This window comes from Photorhabdus sp. RM322S (assembly GCF_042879395.1).
GTDB lineage: Bacteria > Pseudomonadota > Gammaproteobacteria > Enterobacterales > Enterobacteriaceae > Photorhabdus > Photorhabdus khanii.
Genome location: NZ_JBHFKW010000040.1, coordinates 1 through 17,810, shown reverse-complemented (window position 1 = coordinate 17,810; position 17,810 = coordinate 1). Strand labels below are relative to the sequence as shown.

Annotated in this window: 7 protein-coding genes and 1 pseudogene; 6 read left to right on the top strand and 2 right to left on the bottom strand. The window is 45.5% G+C overall.

Annotation, left to right across the window (positions count from 1 at the left end):
- Window positions 1-67: 67 nt before the first annotated feature.
- Window positions 68-346, bottom strand: a complete 279-nt coding sequence (locus tag ACGF63_RS18745) for a hypothetical protein (protein WP_387632626.1) — start codon at window positions 344-346, stop codon at window positions 68-70.
- A gap of 1,489 nt (window positions 347-1,835) precedes the next feature.
- On the opposite strand from ACGF63_RS18745, the gene rtxA reads away from it, so the two are divergent.
- The gene (rtxA, locus tag ACGF63_RS18740) at window positions 1,836-12,101 is read left to right on the top strand and encodes an MARTX multifunctional-autoprocessing repeats-in-toxin holotoxin RtxA (protein WP_387632624.1); all 10,266 of its coding nucleotides are present in this window, start codon (window positions 1,836-1,838) and stop codon (window positions 12,099-12,101) included.
- Window positions 12,102-12,183: 82 nt separating this feature from the next.
- On the opposite strand, the gene ybfF is transcribed toward rtxA, so the two are convergent.
- Entirely contained in the window at window positions 12,184-12,969 is a 786-nt protein-coding gene (gene ybfF / locus ACGF63_RS18735) for an esterase (RefSeq protein WP_387632622.1), read from the bottom strand.
- A gap of 471 nt (window positions 12,970-13,440) precedes the next feature.
- Between ybfF and ACGF63_RS18730 the strand changes: the two genes are divergently transcribed.
- The 5 genes and pseudogenes from ACGF63_RS18730 to ACGF63_RS18710 form a co-directional block, all read left to right on the top strand.
- Window positions 13,441-14,694: a dicarboxylate/amino acid:cation symporter gene (locus ACGF63_RS18730; RefSeq protein WP_036843324.1), complete on the top strand. Its 1,254-nt coding sequence runs from the start codon at window positions 13,441-13,443 to the stop codon at window positions 14,692-14,694.
- A 562-nt stretch (window positions 14,695-15,256) separates the two neighbouring features.
- Entirely contained in the window at window positions 15,257-15,682 is a 426-nt protein-coding gene (locus tag ACGF63_RS18725) for a DcrB-related protein (protein WP_387632620.1), read from the top strand.
- Between the two features lie 12 nt (window positions 15,683-15,694).
- A pseudogene (locus ACGF63_RS18720) lies at window positions 15,695-16,165 on the top strand (PAAR domain-containing protein); the annotation flags it as partial.
- 253 nt (window positions 16,166-16,418) lie between these two features.
- Window positions 16,419-17,165: a hypothetical protein gene (locus ACGF63_RS18715; RefSeq protein WP_239002259.1), complete on the top strand. Its 747-nt coding sequence runs from the start codon at window positions 16,419-16,421 to the stop codon at window positions 17,163-17,165.
- Window positions 17,123-17,810 (top strand): RHS repeat domain-containing protein (locus tag ACGF63_RS18710; RefSeq protein ID WP_387632617.1); only part of this gene is annotated, 688 nt, incomplete at its 3' end. The genes ACGF63_RS18715 and ACGF63_RS18710, both read left to right, overlap by 43 nt.

The window sequence follows — 17,810 nt, the reverse complement described above, 5'->3', positions numbered from 1 at the left end:
TAAAAGAGCCTAAACATCCTGAATGGCTGTGATCTCTCACAGCCATTAGCTGTTGGCCGCTAAGCGGTCAGTTTGCCGCGCTGCCTGCAAGTTTCTTTAGCTCTGCAAGGATCGCGTTATATAACTGCTCGACGGTAACAATATTAATCAGTGCAGCGTTGACAGGGGAAGCGATCTCCTTGTCTTCCGGCTCACCTTTTCTCTGTCCATAAGAGATTGTCGCCACAGTTGTACTGTCCGGTGCAAGGCGGTTGCATTTGCGAAACGTATATTTATCACCTCGTGCAGCCTCATTATTGAACAGGTACCGTTCAGCGGTGGGTGGCGCTTTCGTCACGAGGAGCACTGTACCCGAGGCGCTCAATCCGACGATAACTCCACATGAGTTCCACAGTCGGTTGTGCCAACGGGGCTCAAAAGCGGGCTGGCCAGGATTTCTAAGCCACTCAAGGAGTGTCTGTGTTGACGGGATCAGCGCACCTCCATTTTGGCCTTCCCCTTGAATGTCCATGAAGGCGTAGGCCGCCCCCCCAGTCGTAGTGCCGTAGCGGCACCCGAGATTATTATTAGATATGTATTGAGCTTCTGCGCGTGTTAGTGACATAACTGTTTCCTGATTGTGTCTGTTTTGCCCATGAAATGGACCTCTGCTGTGTTAGTGGTTTGAATATTAATTATTATTAATGCTGTGTGTCGTCGACATCTCTTTTTCGGCTTGTTCCCCCTCCCCGTTTGCTGTTGGTGTTAGGCTGATGAATGCCCATAAAAAAAGGTTTGGTCACTCAGAAAGGGAATGGCAGCGCCCTATTTCAGGTCTCGTATAACATTACAAAAGGTATAGGCTTAAAGATAAAATACGTCAATGTGTATAATGTATTTATTTGATGAAAGCATACTGGCCGCGCCGTATTGGCGATGATTAAGCGGTGAGAGCCATGTCCTGTGGCAGGCGTTATGGCCGAGTGACCAGAGCCTATAGTGATTCATTAGATGCGTTTTTAATTAAAAAATAAGAAAAACCTTCGGAACTAAAATCGCTTTTCAGGCTTATCATCTTTTTAACATGATTCACTTTCACTTGTTTTCTCTTTTGTTAGCGATCGCAAGCTGATTTTTTTCAGTGATTAATCAGCTGAGGGTAAAAAACAGGTACTCCGTTAATACCTAAGTGCTTTCTCACCTTGGTTTTACGAAGTAAGCGATAAAACTAATACCATAAAAAATGGTTAATTTGGCAGGAAGGCGAAAATCGCTATTACGGCGGCGTGGCATATTTTGCAAATACTTCTTGGTTTTATTTATTAATATTTTCATTAATGAATTATCTTTATTTCAGTTTTTCACTATAACTCGTTTATTTTAAATAAATAAAACTTTATTATCACTCTTATTATAATGTTAATGATTTTATTCGTTAATTTATTTTATGAGTCAATGTTTAAATAAAAATTTATTATAGATTAAGTTAAATTATATTTAATTTGAATTGCTATTTTATTAATTTATTAATATTAACTGTGCCTAAGTGTGGGGGTATAGGAAGTCTGTGGGGGAGTAAACAGACTTTTTTTGTATGAATATTGCTTTTGAATTTTTGCAATATATGATTCGACGCTATTATCCAAATTATTCATTAAAAAATATTATAATTAAATTCAGTATTTCTCTGAGTTTAATTTTTTTACTGTTGTGTTTTTATTATTAAGAAATTGTTTTTTTTAGGTAAAAACATGTTTGGAAAATCTGAACAAGCTATCTCTAATATCAATTAAAACTAAATAGTTTTCTCTTTTTATTTCATTTGACTGGGAAAAAATTAATCTAAAGGATTTCTTATGGGTAAATCATCAAGCCGTAGTGCGCAATACTTTTTTACCGGGAATTATATTGCTGATAACGATAATAATAATATCGATGCGATTGGGATTGGGGGTCGCATTTATGCCCGTGGCGGGGATGATCATATCACCCTTGGTTCGATTGCAGCGAAAGTCTATACCGGTGAAGGGGATGATACGGTGGTCGGTGGGGCTGCATATTTAGAGATAGAAGATACTCTTGGCGATCTGTCGATAAAAGGCGGTGCGGGTTACGCAGAGATTAATAAAAGTGAGAGTGGTCATGTTTCATTTTCTGGTGCTGCGGGAGGGATTTCCGTGGCGCATTCGGGTGACCGTGGTAACCTTGGTTTTACTGGAGTTGCGGCTTATAACAGTTTGAATCGAAAAGGTTTAAAAGGTGACATCAATTTCAAAGGCGCGGGTGGCTACAACAAATTATGGCATGAAACGGATCGGGGTAATTTGTATTTTACTGGGGCAGGTGCGAGTAACAAAATCGACCGCACCTGGTTTAAGCAGTATCAAGGCTCTCAGGGGAATGTATCATTTAGTGGCGTAGGTGCGGCAAACCATATCAGCTCGCGGGTAGAACGCGGTAATATTACTTTTAATGGCGCTGGTGCGGATAATTACATTGTTCGTAAAGGTAAAGATGGGGATATTATTTTACGTGGGGCAGGTGCTGCAAACCGTATTGGACGTTTACGCCAACGTGAAGATGAATATAAGCAAACCCGTGGGGATATCACTTTTGAAGGCGTTGGTGGCTACAATAAAATTTACTCTGATGTGTCACGTGGCGATATCTATTTTTCCGGTGCAGGTGCTTACAATGAACTCACTCGTACAGATGCAAACTTAAATAAATCTTATCATGGTGAGCCAATTGGCGGCGCATTAGAATATGCCAAAGCGGAAGAGATCGTATTAACAACAGCGACGATGGGCGGCTATTATCTCCGGGAACCTCAACTGGTCACCGGGATTAAATCAACGACAGAGCCAAATACTTATCTCTTTGCGATGACTGATACCCGGTACACGCATGTCAACAAAATTCAACTTCAAAACGATCCTGTTACCGGCAAGCTCAGTTATTACTCTACCTCCTGGTATAAAATAGGCAATCACCTTGAAGGCATTGCCTCGAATAATATCCAATCTCTCAATGGGTTTATTGATGTCAACGTTAATGGTGCCTATCGTCTTTTTAATTTAATGGTTGAACACTCGAAACCCATGACTGTTTATGGCACCGAAGAAAGTTTGCTGGAAAATGAGTGGGTAACTTATATTGTCGGAGCTGATGTTAATGCAAAACAAATTACTCTCGCTAATGCAAACATGGGTGGGCATTCTGTCTTTTCCAATCGTGAGAAAGTGGATGTTTCCGCCGTCAAATGGAATCGCCAACCCAATACTTATGTATATGCCAGGTATATAGAATCCTATACCAAAGTCGTACAGGTTGAATTGGCCGATGATCCTGAAACCGGTTCCCTGAAATACCTTACCAAAGCATGGCAGAAAGCCGGTGATCATACGAGTGATGTGGCTAATGAAGATTTCTCCCCGGCAAATGGTTACCGCCCAATAGAAGCCGGTGGTTGTACGTTGAGCAGACTTCGATATACGTTCGATACGATATACACGATTTCTGAGGAAATAAGTCGTACCGAAGGGGCTGGTCAGCAAAACATCAGTGAGAGTTCGGGTGATATTAATTTTAACGGCATAGGGGGTGGAAACGTTATTAAATCCGATGTTACCCGTGGCAATATCAATTTTGAAGGCGGAGGTGCAGCTAATATTATTGTAAAAAGTGGTGACGAGGGGGATTTGAGATTCCACGGTGCCGGTGTAGCCAACGTATTGGTTCACCAGGGGCTACGCGGAAAAATGAATGTTTATGCCGGTGGTGTGGCCAACCTGCTTGTGCGGATAGGTGATGGCCGATATCTGGTTCATCTTCTGTCAATGAGCAATATCTCAGTTCACAAAGGTTATGGTGACAGCCGGGTAGTGATGTTGGGTGGCTACAATACGCATACTCAGATAGGCAATGGCGGCGCTAATTGGTTAGCCGCAGGTGGTTTTAACGTGATGGCCCAAAAGGGTAACGGGGATATCTCTTCGATACTTTTGGGCGGCGCTAATGTGTTGACCAAGTTTGGCACCGGTGGGCTGGTTTCCGCAATGTTTGGTGGTGCGAACATTATCACTCATATCAGTGATGATACTGAAACCGCAGATACCACGGTCATTGCGCTGGGCGGCACCAATGTTTTTACCAAACAAGGCAAGGGCAATGCGCTGGCGGTGATGGGCGGTGGTGCGAATGTCCTCACGCACATCGGTGATGGTAATACCACGGGTGTCATGCTCGGTGGTGCCAATATCCTGACCAAAGTCGGCAATGGTGACACGATTGGCGTCATGTTGGGTATAGGTAACGTGCTGACTCATGTTGGTAACGGCAGGACTTTGGGTGTCATGGGTGCCGTAGGCAATATCTTCACTAAAGCCGGCAATGGTGAGGTGATTGCTGCCATGATAGGTAAAGGCAACCTCTTTACTCATGTTGGCAAAGGTGATGTGTGGGCGTTGATGGGCGGTTTAGGTAACGTCTTGACAAAAGTGGGTGAAGGCAATGTGCTGGCACTGATGGCGGCGGCAGGCAATGTGTTGACTCATGTTGGTGATGGCACCAGCGTTGCCCTGATGCTGGCAAAAGGCAATATTGCTACCAAAGTGGGTAATGGCATGACGTTGTCGGCCATGATTGGCAATGCCAATATCTTTACCCATGTCGGTGATGGCAAGACCTTTGCTGCCATGATTGGCAGTACTAACGTTTTGACGAAAGTTGGTGATGATCTGACTGCCGGCTTGATGATAGGTAAGGCCAATATCTATTCACATGTCGGTGACGGCACCAGTATCGGCTTGTTTGCCGGTGAGCTGAACGTCATGACCAAAGTCGGGGATGGTACTTCGCTGGCTGCGATGTTGGGTAAAGCCAATATAATGACGCATGTGGGGGGAGGCTTAACCGGTGCTCTGGTACGGGAAGAAGCTAATATCGTTACCAAAGTGGGTGATGATTTTATGGGGGTTATTGCCTCTGGCAGAGCTAACATCACTACACATGTGGGTAATGGGGCAACGGCGGGTGTGCTGCTGGGCAGAGGCAATATTCTGACCAAAATTGGTGAAGGTACGACAGTTGGCCTGCTCATCTCCAATGTGGGTGTGGGTAATGTGATGACCCATATAGGTAAGGGTATGACGGTAGGGCTTGCTAAAGGTAACACCAATATCATTACCAAAGCAGGTGAGGGTGAAGGTGTCAATGCTGTTTGGGGTAAAGCCAATATCCTGACCCAGATCGGTGATGGTGACCGTTACAACTTCGCTAAAGGTGATGACAATATCATCACTAAAATTGGTGATGGGCAGGAAGTCACGGTGGGTCAGGGTAACACCAATATCATTACCCATGTCGGTCATGGTGATGATTACACCGGGGCCTGGGGTAAAGCCAATGTGATTACCAAGGTCGGTGATGGCCGTCATGTTGTGCTCGCCAGGGGGGATGCCAACATGGTGAGCCAAATTGGTCAGGGTGACGGCTTTTATGCGTTGTGGAGTGATAAAAACATCGTCACGAAAGTGGGTGACGGCAGGCAGGTTACGGCGGCAAAAGGCCAAATGAATATCACGACCACTATCGGCAATGGCTTAAACGTCACGGCAACTCATGGCGACTTGAATATCAATACCAAAGTGGGGCAGGGTGTTTCGGTTAATGCGGCGTGGGGCAACAATAATATCAATACTCAAGTCGGGGATGGTCTCAATGTTGCGGTGATGAAAGGTGAAAATAATGCCAATATTCATATTGGTGATGGTTTGGCAATCAATGCTGCTTACGCACGAAATAATGTGGCGATTAAGCTTGGTAATGGCGATTTTTACAGCCTTGCTGTCAGTAACGTTGAAAACAACTCACTCTCTTCTTTTTTTGACAACATCAAACAGACGGTATTAGGTGTCAGCGGCAGTCAGGCGATCAACTATTTAGTTCGTGGTGAGGAAGCAAACACGTCCGGCATCCGTAAAGGCCGGGGAGCGATTAACTTAGCTGAAGTTTCCGTTATTGACGGTTTTAAGGTGGATGAAATTGAGCAGGTCAGTTCAGACCTGGATAGCCGTCTTAGTGGTTCTGTGACAGAGATAGAGACGCCTGATATCAGCTTAATTGAACATTCTTTAAGTCAAAAAGTCGGATTTGCATCAGATCAGAATGAAAATCTGATCATCAATGGTGATTTTGAACAAAATGAGCAAGGTTGGCAGTCAACCAATCAGATTGAGGCATACGGTTCTGCGCGCACTTATGGTCTGGATAATGTCGGACATGGTGATCGGGTCAGTGAACTTGATGTTAAAGATAACACCACTATTTACCAGGACCTGCAAAATTTGCGTGAAGGGGAAGTGATTGCACTGAGCTTTGATTTTGCTAATCGCCCCAATATTAATATCGCCGACAATGGCATAAATGTTTTCTGGAATGGCAAACTTATATTCTCAACGTCTGGGGATACCGGCGAATGGCAAAATAAGGCATTGGAATTAATCGCCAAAGAGGGCCGTAACCGGATTGAATTTGAAGGTACGGGTCTGGGTGATGGGATGGGTTATGTTTTGGATAACGTTGTTGCCCAATCCAGGACGCCAAAACAGTTCCATCGGGTTACTGAACATGTGAAACAGGATAAAGCGGTACAAAATGCCTTAACTGATAAGGAAAATGTGGAAAAAGATCGCCGATTGTTGGCACAGGAAAGAGATAAGCAGCTTGCTGCCATGACAAAATTTCAATTCCAACTTGAATCAACAAATCAGAGCGTGTTGAAAACCAATGGTCAGGCACAGCGCGAGGCGTTACAAGAAGAATCTCAATCGGTGACTGATGAGCTAATTGCCATGACTCAAGGTTTGGATACACTTAATAATTACGCAAATTACCCGGGGAAATCAGGTGAAAAGTGGCGTAATCATTTCGCTGGTGGATTACTGAACCGTGTTCAGGATAAATTAAATCAAGCCAATTCTACCTCACAGCAACAATTAGATAATGTGCAGCAAGTAATCGCCGCTAACCAACAACACATCAAAAAAGCGATTGAGCAGTCAGAAGCTGGTGTAGTGAAAAGTGAGCAAGATCGTGACAATGCAAGGCAGGATATTGCAGTTGCTCAGAAAAAAGCAGAGTTGAGAGAAAAAGAAGCGCTTTCACAGCAATTGCGGGCAGAAAAAACGGTAAATGACGCCAATAAGACTTGCCAGAGCGCTAAAGACCGGGGTAAACGCGATATTACTGAGGCGGAAAATAAAACAGCTCAGGCACAAACCGAGGCGAAAAGCGCGAAGCAGAGTGATGATGCTAAACCAGAGCGAGTGGGGGCTTACGGCAGTGGTTTATCTGGAAAAGCTTATCAATCAACTGCTCCGGTAGAAACCGGCAGTCATATTCATCCTGAATCTGTTGTTCATGCCGATGGCCGGTTTAGTGGCAGTCTGGATGAAGAAGAACAGGCTCTGGACAGAGTTAAACAAGCCATTAACCGTTTACAGACCAATACCGGGTTCCAATATGCGGCAGACGAGCGGGAAAGGTTGCGTGCTGAACAGTTTGTACCCGGTTATAACCTGTTTGGTGAGCAAACCTCGTCTTCTCAACAGCCTGAATTCACCAAAGGAGACCTGCTGCAAAAAATTGCTGACAAAATCTTTGATGTGAAAGCACATGGAAAAGAGCTGAAAGCTTATTCATTCCATTTCAGTCAGGATGACAATCTGCTGGAAAAACTTAAAAAAATCATTCCAGAAATCGGCAGTGTACTCCTGACTAACGGGAACAAGGTTGAGTCGAAAGAGTTCCTGATGGGATTATGCTTTGCCTTGTCTGCCCGTTATCTGATCGAAGAGCGGATACATGGTGCGGGAGGGGGTAAAGATTATATGCTGTGGCTAAAGGGTGCCGTTAAAGCTTACAACGACAAATCGGTCAATAAGAAAACGGACATCAACGCTATCGAATCCTCGTTGCTGAACCAATATCGCCGGCAAAATATGGGCTCGGCGATTGAAGATCTATTATCGATGCAATACAGCCAGTCGATGGATGACTCCACAACTGCTGCACGTAGAAAAGCCAACGCCGCTTATGGTGGAAAATTAAAAGCCAACGGGTTGACCGGACCGAATATCAATGATGCATTGAATTATGAGGCGGAAGGTTACGAATCTGTCATGGGTAAACTGCGTAATGTGAATAGATCGGTTTACATGACATTTATGTCTAAATATCACGCAATGTCGGTTGTTGTCCACAGACAAGACGCGCAAACCGTTTGGTCATTCTATGATCCTAACTTTGGCGCCAAATCATTTGCTGACTATGATGATTTTCGCCGTTTTATGGACTCTTTCCATAAAAGTTACCTCACGAAATATCAATTCCAGGTGAGTAAAGATCCTGATCAAAGTTTCTATGTTCAATTCAACAAGTTTCAAGAGGGCGCTATCGCCAAATATGATGGTGTCTGGAAAAAGTCGCGTGATGGTGAACAGAGTTACGTACTGCGAGCATTAAAAGAGCAGGGTAAGATTTTTACATTGGGTTCAGGTGCTACCGGGCGTGTGGTTGATTACCGTGAAAATCATGTCACGCTGGAAGTGACGACTAAGCAAGGTAAGAAAGTGCTGGTTGAAGTTGAAAGTAATAACGTTAAGCAAGTGGTCAACGTTGTGCAGTTGAATATCGACAAAGTGTTTACTTATCCAACAGCCAGTAAGCTGACGCTTAAAGTGCCGGTTGATGGCGACAGATCGGCCCTTGTGTTGGAAAAACTATCATCAAATGACGTTATTAAAAATAAACAGGTTGCAACCTGGGATCGCGTTGCGGTCACAGCACAAACCGATGGCCGTAAAACGCGTTTTGATGGTCAGGTGATTATTCAAACAGAAAATGATCCGGTAGCAGCCAAAGCAGCAGCTAATCTGGCGGGGAAACATCCGGATTCGAGTGTCGTTGTTCAGCTCGATTCCGGCGGTAAATACCGGGTTGTCTACGGTGATCCTGCTAAATTATCGGGCAAATTACGCTGGCAGATTGTCGGACATGGTCGTGACGAATCAGAGCATAATAACACCCGCCTAAGTGGTTACAGTGCTGATGAACTGGCGGAAAAACTCAAACAGTTCAGCCGGGATTTTAGTCAGGCGGGGACACCTGACCACATCAGTATCGTCGGCTGTTCTCTGATCAGTGATAACTGGCGTGATGGTTTTGCTGGTCGTTTTGTCGTTGTCCTGGAGAAACAAGGTATTCGCAGTGATGTTTCAGCCCGCCGTAGCGAAGTGGCTGTTGATGCCACTGGTCGTAAATTTACCCGTGACCACAGTATCCGTGATCACAACAGCCAGTGGGGTCATCATTTGGCTAATAACAAAATCGTATTCAGATGGAATAAGCGGGGTGAATTGGCATCCAGCATAGAAAGAGTGATCCACGGTATTACTGAAAGTGATATCAACCTTTCCCAAGTGGGTATCGTTAATTCAGATGGGTTAACCAAAAGTGCGATTGCGGATAATGCGAATGGTTTCACTGCACCAGAGAAGCGTAAAACCCGGATTGGTGTTAACTCCGGTAATCGTTCGGATCACTCTCAGTTGAGCTATTCCGGTAATGTTCAGGTCAATGTCGGTGAAGGGGAATTTACGACGATCAACTGGGGAACATCGAACGTTAGCATCAAAGTAGGAACCGGGGGCTTTAAATCACTGGCCTTTGGGGATAACAACGCAATGGTTCATATCGGTGATGGCGATAGTGGGCACAGTGTTGATATCGGTGGTTATCAGGCGCTTGAAGGGGCGCAAATGTTCATCGGTAACCGTAACGTGAGCTTCAACATGGGCCGCAGTAACGATCTGATTGTGATGATGGATAAATCAATCCCGACGCCACCGTTGATCAACCCCTTTGATGGTGTTGCACATGTCGCTGGCGTCCTGCAAGGGATTGCCCGTTATGGGGCAGATCAACAGTGGTTAGCTGCGCAAGAACAGCAGTGGACAATCACCGGTGCGAAGAAATTTGTTCAGGATATGTCTGGCCTCGATCAAACCAGCGGCGTGGATTATCACACCCTGATTGATCTCGATTCTCAAAATGAGCGCAGTAGCCGCGCGTTGAAAAGCGATATCGAATTAACACTGAACAAGAAATATAACGAATGGTTAAGTCGCAATAGCAATAAGGCTGACACCGGCAACATGAGCCGGGCAGAACAATTCCGCCGGGCCAATAAAGAGCTGACTTTCAACTTTGCTGTGGGTGGTCAGGGAGCGGATATTCAGGTGACAACCGGTGGCTGGAACGTGATGTTCGGTGACAATATCCAATCGATTCTGGACACCAACCTGGGTTCATTATTTGGTCTGATGACTCAACAGTTCACAACAACCGGTCTGGTGCAGACCACCTTCACCTATAATCCGCACGACTTACCGCGTCAACTTAAGAACCGGCTGCTTGGCCGGTTGGCGAGTGTCGGGGCAGATACCACCTTAGCGGATATCTTTGGTGTGGATTACACGGCGGAAGGCCATCTTGTTTCCCGTACCGGTGACGCGGTGGATGGTGTTGCCATTTTGCAGGAGATGATTGAAATTGTCGGGGAATTCAGTGGTGAGCAGCTAAAAGCCTTCATTGATCCGGACAAATTGCTGGCGGGTTTGCGATCTGGCATGGATATGGGGGCAGACGGCGTTAAATCCTTTGCTGAAAGTCATGGTCTAAAAGCAAAAGCGGTTGATGAAGAGAGCAAGGTTTCCATAGCCAAGGTTGAACATGTTCAAACCGGTCTTCCTGCGACGGACAGTATCAAACCTGAACGGGCATTTGGTTTCAACGCACTGAACCTGCCTAACCTGTTTGCGACAATTTTCAGTCAAGACAAACAAACAGAAATGCAATCGTTAGTCTCCAACCTGAAAGAGAATCTGACAGCTGATTTGTTGAATATGGAGGAGAAAACCTTCGATTTCCTACGAAATAGCGGTCATCTGCAAGGAGATGGTGATATTCATATATCACTGGGTAACAGCAACCTGAACTGGGGAGGCGACGGCAAAGACCTTGGTGCGTATCTAGGCGATAACAACCACTTCTGGGGTGGCCGCGGTGATGATGTTTTCTATGCAACGGGCATATCCAATGTCTTTACCGGGGGAGATGGTCGTGACTTGGGCGTGCTAATGGGGCGTGAAAACTGGATGTTTGGTGGAGAAGGGGATGATACCGCTGTGTTGGCCGGACGCCTAAACCAGGTATTTATGGGCGAGGGGAACGACCAGGCATTTGTCTTTGGTGAAGAGGGCTTTGTTGATGTGGGTCATGGGCAGGATTATGTGGTGACTTCGGGCAACCACAACCAACTGGATGCCGGGGAGGGGCAGGACTATGTTGTGACTATCGGTAATCACAGCCAGGTTGGTTTAGGTAAAGGCGCTGACTTTGCCAATGTCTTTGGTAATCACAATCGGATTGATGGCGATACCGGTAACGATGTTATTAAACTGATGGGCTACCGTGCACTGATCAATGGCGGAGAAGGTGATGATCACCTGATAGCGACTGCGATATCAAAACTCAGTCGGTTTAATGGTGGTGATGGACAGGATGTGCTGGTGCTGGCGGGGTATCAGAACACCTTCCAGGGCGGTGGCGGTGTAGACAGCTTTGTGGTTAGCACAGAGGTGATTGATAATCAGGTTAACGATATCAGTGCAGAAGATATGATCCTCTTTAACGGCATTGACTGGCAAGACTTATGGTTTCAGCGTAGCGGATATGATTTAGTGCTGTCGGTGAATCGCTCTATTCAGGACGACACCGCTCAGAGCATATTTGAATCGGTAGGCTCAGTCACCTTTAATGATTACTTTGATGGCAATCGTGCCAAATTGGTGACACAAATGGATAATAATAATGAATCAGGGGAGCGTGGATTGACTGCACTGTCAGACAATGCGGTTGATTTATTGATTCAGACAATGAGCAGTTTTGCTCCCAGCGCAGGCGATAATGGTTTTATCGAAAGTCTGGACAGTAAGGCAAAAATGGCTATTACAACGGCGTGGACAGATACAATGATTGGAAAAGGAAAATTTGCTTAATTAACGCTTTATAATAAAATTATAAAATAATATGGGCTCACAGAAAGGTGAGCCCATATTTATCGCGAGTTAACTGCCTGCATTATTCCGCATCAATATTGAGAAAACGATGAATTGCCCTTAAAACGGCGTCTGGTTTTTCTGCGTGAACCCAGTGACCGCAATCGGCGACAACCCAGGCTTTAGCTTGTGGAAATTGTCTGGCGATATCATCTCGATACTCTTCCTGAATATAAGAAGAAAGACCGCCGCGAATAAACAGAGCGGGATGAGGCCATGCAGGTATTTCCTCCCAGCCGATAATCTTTTCATATTGATTGATTAACACCGGCAAATTGAATTTCCATTCGCTCTGACGGAATGATTTTAATAAAAATTGAATAACACCCTCTTCCTGAATATCTTCCCGCATAATTTCGGTGGCTTCCTGACGGGTATTAACGCCGGCTTTCGTCACTTTATTCAATGCGGTAAAAATCTGGTCATGACGGCGAACCTGATAGGCGATTGGCGCTACATCAATAAGAACAATTTTTTCTATCCGCTCTGGTGTCAGGGCGGTCATTGTCATCGCGATCTTGCCGCCCATTGAATGACCAATAATAATAGCGGACTGAATTTGCAGATGATCCAGCAGAGAAATAACATCCTGTGCCATATCGTGGTAATCCATGTTATCTGCCCGTGGAGATAAACCATGATTACGTACATCAACCTGAATAACGGGATAATATTGCTGTAAATCACGGGCCAAGACCCCAAGATTATTCAGATCACCAAATAACCCGTGGATCAATACTACTGGAGTGGAAGCGATAGGATTTTCTGGTGTCTGTATATGATGATTTAACTGGCTGTTTAATTTCATGATGATAATAGTTTTCCTTCGGGTATTGAGATCATGCCGTGTATGTTGTGGGATATTGTTGATTAAATTGTAACAAAGCAACCGGGCTATGCAATTATAGTTAATAATTTCTTGTGGTTAAATCGTTCTTAAAACGTTCGGTGTGTCAAAAACCTGTTAATTTTCATATTAATACTTAATGGGTTGAAAAATAGAGACGCTTAAAATTACGGGTATTTTTAAATAGGAGGTTTTAAATAACTTGTGAGATAATCATTGGTTCAGCCATCTTAAAGTGGTTATTTATTGTATGTTTATGTGATCTATATCTTAAAAAATTGTGTGTTAACTTTAAAATTTTGTGAAAAAATAATGAAAATTTACTTTATATTTTATGTAAATAAAGATATAGGGAAAATTTAACAACAATCACACCGTTCTAATAAGAATAAATAGAATCTGATTTTATACTATGGATTAGGGAATTAAGAAGTGAAAAAAAATTTACTAAAAAGTCTTTATTTTCAAGTTTTGCTTGCAATAACTATCGGCATACTGCTGGGGCATTTCTACCCTCAACTTGGCGCAGAAATGAAACCATTGGGTGATGGATTTGTAAAATTAATCAAGATGGTTATTGCGCCAGTTATTTTCTGTACGGTTGTGACCGGTATCGCCGGTATGGAAAGTATGAAAGCTGTGGGTAAAACAGGCGCTATTGCTCTGGTCTATTTTGAAATAGTCAGCACAATTGCTTTAATTATTGGGTTAATAGTTGTCAATGTTGTCCAGCCTGGTGCAGGAATGAATATTGATCCCACTACGTTAGATGTTAAAGCTGTCTCTATATATGCGGAGAAAGCGGCTGAACAGGGAATAATCGCATTTTTACTTGACGTTATTCCAGGCAGTGTCATCGGCGCATTCGCCAGTGGTAATATTTTGCAGGTTTTATTATTTGCGGTGTTATTTGGCTTTGCACTTCATCATTTGGGAGAAAAAGGGAAACCAATCTTTAATATTATTGATGGTTTCTCCCAGGTGATTTTCGGTATTATCAATATGATAATGCGATTAGCACCTTTGGGGGCTTTTGGTGCAATGGCATTTACCATCGGTAAATATGGTATTGGTTCATTGATACAATTAGGACAGTTAATAGTTTGCTTTTATATCACTTGTATTCTTTTTGTCATATTTGTTTTAGGAACAATAGCGAAAGTGACTGGATTTAGTATATTCCGGTTTATCAATTACATTAAAGAAGAATTATTAATCGTATTGGGAACATCCTCTTCTGAATCTGCATTACCGCGTATGTTAGACAAAATGGAGAAGGTAGGATGTCAGAAATCGATTGTTGGTTTGGTGATACCAACCGGATATTCATTTAATCTCGATGGTACTTCTATTTATCTAACAATGGCTGCGGTATTTATTGCGCAGGCAACCAATACACATATGGATATTGTGCATCAAATAACGCTATTAGTGGTGTTGCTTTTATCTTCTAAAGGAGCTGCTGGCGTGACAGGCAGCGGGTTTATTGTATTAGCGGCAACAATTTCTGCTGTTGGGCATTTACCCCTGGCGGGCTTGGCATTAATCCTGGGAATAGATCGTTTCATGTCAGAAGCCAGAGCGTTAACCAACCTGATTGGCAATGGGGTTGCAACGATTGTAGTAGCAAAACGTTGTCGTCAGCTTGATGAAGCTAAATTAAACGAAGTGTTAAATGCTAAATAAGCAAATCTTTAGATTTTTGCCTGCTCAAATGATCAATCAATAAGATGACTCCGGCCATTGGGCCGGAATATTGATATATGATCAAAATAGTAAAGAAATAAATTTATTCCTCCTACCTTGCAAGACAATTAATCTATATTGCTCGGATCGGCGCGCAACACACTTAAACATGCCAGCTTCCTCGGTACACTGATAAGTGCTGCGGTAAAATGCAAAGTTAAATTTCTCTGGTGATTAATGCAAGATCTATAAACCGGGCAAGGTAAATTGATTGAATAAAATTGTAGTGATTGAGTTCATTAAGACGGATTTTCAGCGCGATTATCGGTATTGTTTTGTGACTTAAATCACATTTTATTAAATTCACTGAGTATTAATTCACCTAATAATCAAGATATAGCTGATTTTTTGTTATATCTTTTTGTCTGAATATTAAACGGACAGCATTATTGATTGTATAAGTTTATTGATGACTGAGAAGGGGGTACCCCCTGAATCTGTTTAATCAGGATTATCAATGTTGTTGCTATGTTTGGCATTCCTATATTAAGACAAAAGAAAGATGGACAATCAAGCACGTTGTCAGTTCACTGAAGGCAGCATTCTGTTACCGGCAGGCTATCAAGAACAGACGGTAAACATCCTCATCGTGCCCGATGCACCCGCGCTAAATATCTCGCGTGATCAGCTGGTCGAAGGCGAAGATCTCGCCAGTTATCTCACCCGCCAGAAAGGTCTGCTGAAAAACGGTCTGCGCGACTGGCAATTATTGGCAGAACAGCCCACGACGCTGGGCGATAGCCTGCGGCAAGGCACGGCGCTGTTCTCCCGTTATCGGCCCAAAAAGGGGCAGCAGGTCTATCAATATCAGGCGGTATTTCTGCTGGATGAGAAAAAAGCGCTGATTTTCACCCTGTCATCCCAGCAGGCGTTCACCGAGGCGCAACGGCAGTGGCTGGATGACTGCCTGAAAAGTTTCCAGTTCTAGGGAGGGGACGCTATGCCAGAAGCTGCACGGCTCGGAGACACGATAGGCCATTCCAGTGCTATGGCGGGATTGATTGCGGGCACCGTCATCGGTTCATTAATTTCAGCCGCCGGGGGAATGCTGTCGGGGGCCCTCTTTGTCGCCGGATTAGCTACATCCTGTCTCGGGGTGGGCGTTTTGCTGATGGGTGCCGCCGTTGCGGTGAGCATGGCGGCGGGATATTTAGGCGACATGGCGCGTGACGCCTGTGTCTCTAAGGGGGCCTCGTCGCGCAGTCCCTGCGGGGAAATCAAGAGTGGTTCCCCCAATGTCTATATCAACAGCAAACCCGCCGCCATCGCGACACGCAGTCAAGTGGCGTGCAGTAAAGAAAATGGCCTGCGCCAGATGGCGGAAGGCTCTGCTTCCGTTTTCATCAATGGCTATCCTGCGGTGCGGGTCGGAGACAAAACGGTCTGTGATGCCGCAGTCATGACCGGTTCGTCTAGATGCCAACGGCAACCAGACCGGCTGGCAGTACCAGAATGATACCGACCGGCTCACTGTTATCTTCTGGCCGGATGGCACCGAGACGGCGCTGGCTTACGATGAATTTGGGCGGCCGATCAGTGAAACCTCGCCACTGAAGCAGACTACCCGTTATCACTACGGCTTTGATAATACGGTGCGTCCCGACAAAGTGACTGATGCCAAAGGCGGGGAAAGCCATTTTACGTGGAATGGTCAGGGGCAGTTGATGCGCCACACCGACTGTTCCGGGCAAAGCAGCACATGGCGCTACGACGATGAGAACCGACTGAGCCGCTTTACCAACGCGCTGATGGAAACGACCCGTTATGACTATAACGATAGCGGCCAGTTAATCCTCATCACCTATCCTGACGATTCCACAGAACACCTGGCATGGGACAGCGCGGGTCAACTGACCCATCACCAGCGCAATGAGAATGCGCCCCGCGCCTGGGAATACAATGCATCAGGTCAGGTGGTCTGTGCGACGGACCGTTTACAACGTCGAATTCGCTATCAGTACAGTCCCGAAGGGCATCTGATACAGCTCGACAACGCCAACGATGACCGTTACCGGCTGAACCGTGATGCCGAAGGGCGTTTAATCGAAGAAATCCGTCCTGACGACACCTTAATCCGGTACGAATACAACGCGGCGGGCTTATTAAGCACCGAACGGCGCATGGGTGACCGCGTGTTCCAGTACCCGGAACGGCAGGTACACCAGCATTATGATGCGGCCGGTCAGCTGATCCAGCGGGAAACCCACACGGACACCTATCAGTACCGGTGGGACAACATGGGCAGGTTGCTGGAGGCTAGCCGTGAACCGAACGACAACGGTAAACAACTGGGAATAGAGCCCAACACCGTGCGTTTTGGCTATGACGCACTGGGGCGGATAACCTGCTGGAGCAACCGCAGTCGATATTGGAACGGGAGGCGGAAGAGCAGGGGATCCCTAAAGCGGTGACGCCGCAGGGCGACCGCCTGAGCTACTGGCGGAAATGGCGCTATGAGCATGACCCGCACGGCAATATTACCCGCCGGGAGTGTCGGTGGTACGAAACCCAGGATTACCGCTATGATGGCGACAACCGCCTGACCGTGGCGGTCATCGGCAACACAACGGCACGTTATCACTATGATGCCCTTGGGCGGCGTATCCGCAAGGGGGTGAAGATTGGGATTGATGGACTGGCGCGTTATGAACAAACCGATTTTGTCTGGCATGGCCTGCGACTGTTGCAGGAGCGTGATGGGAAAAGTGGCGAAACGCAGACCTACTGCTACGAATCCCATGACAGCTACACCCCGCTGGCCAGCATCGTCACGAGGGGAGCTAGGCACAATGACTTCTGGTACCACACCGATATCAACGGTGCGCCGCTGGAAGTCACGGACGAGGACGGGAAAATTGCGTGGGCGGGAAAATATCACATTTTTGGTGAACTGGATGGCCCGCCACTGGCTTACTTCACCGATCCGGCCCGGTCATCAACAAGCTGTGATTTCAGGCAAAACCTGCGTTATGCGGGCCAATATTTTGACAACGAGACCGGGCTGCATTTTAATACGTATCGGTATTATGCACCGGAAATTGGCCGGTTTATCACGC

Bases quoted from the DNA above. Each gene is read 5' to 3' on its own strand.
- ACGF63_RS18725 (WP_387632620.1), top strand. From the start codon at position 15,257: ATGGACAATCAAGCACGTTGTCAGTTCACTGAAGGCAGCATTCTGTTA.
- ACGF63_RS18715 (WP_239002259.1), top strand. From the start codon at position 16,419: ATGCGCCACACCGACTGTTCCGGGCAAAGCAGCACATGGCGCTACGAC.
- ybfF (WP_387632622.1), bottom strand. From the start codon at position 12,969: ATGAAATTAAACAGCCAGTTAAATCATCATATACAGACACCAGAAAAT.
- rtxA (WP_387632624.1), top strand. From the start codon at position 1,836: ATGGGTAAATCATCAAGCCGTAGTGCGCAATACTTTTTTACCGGGAAT.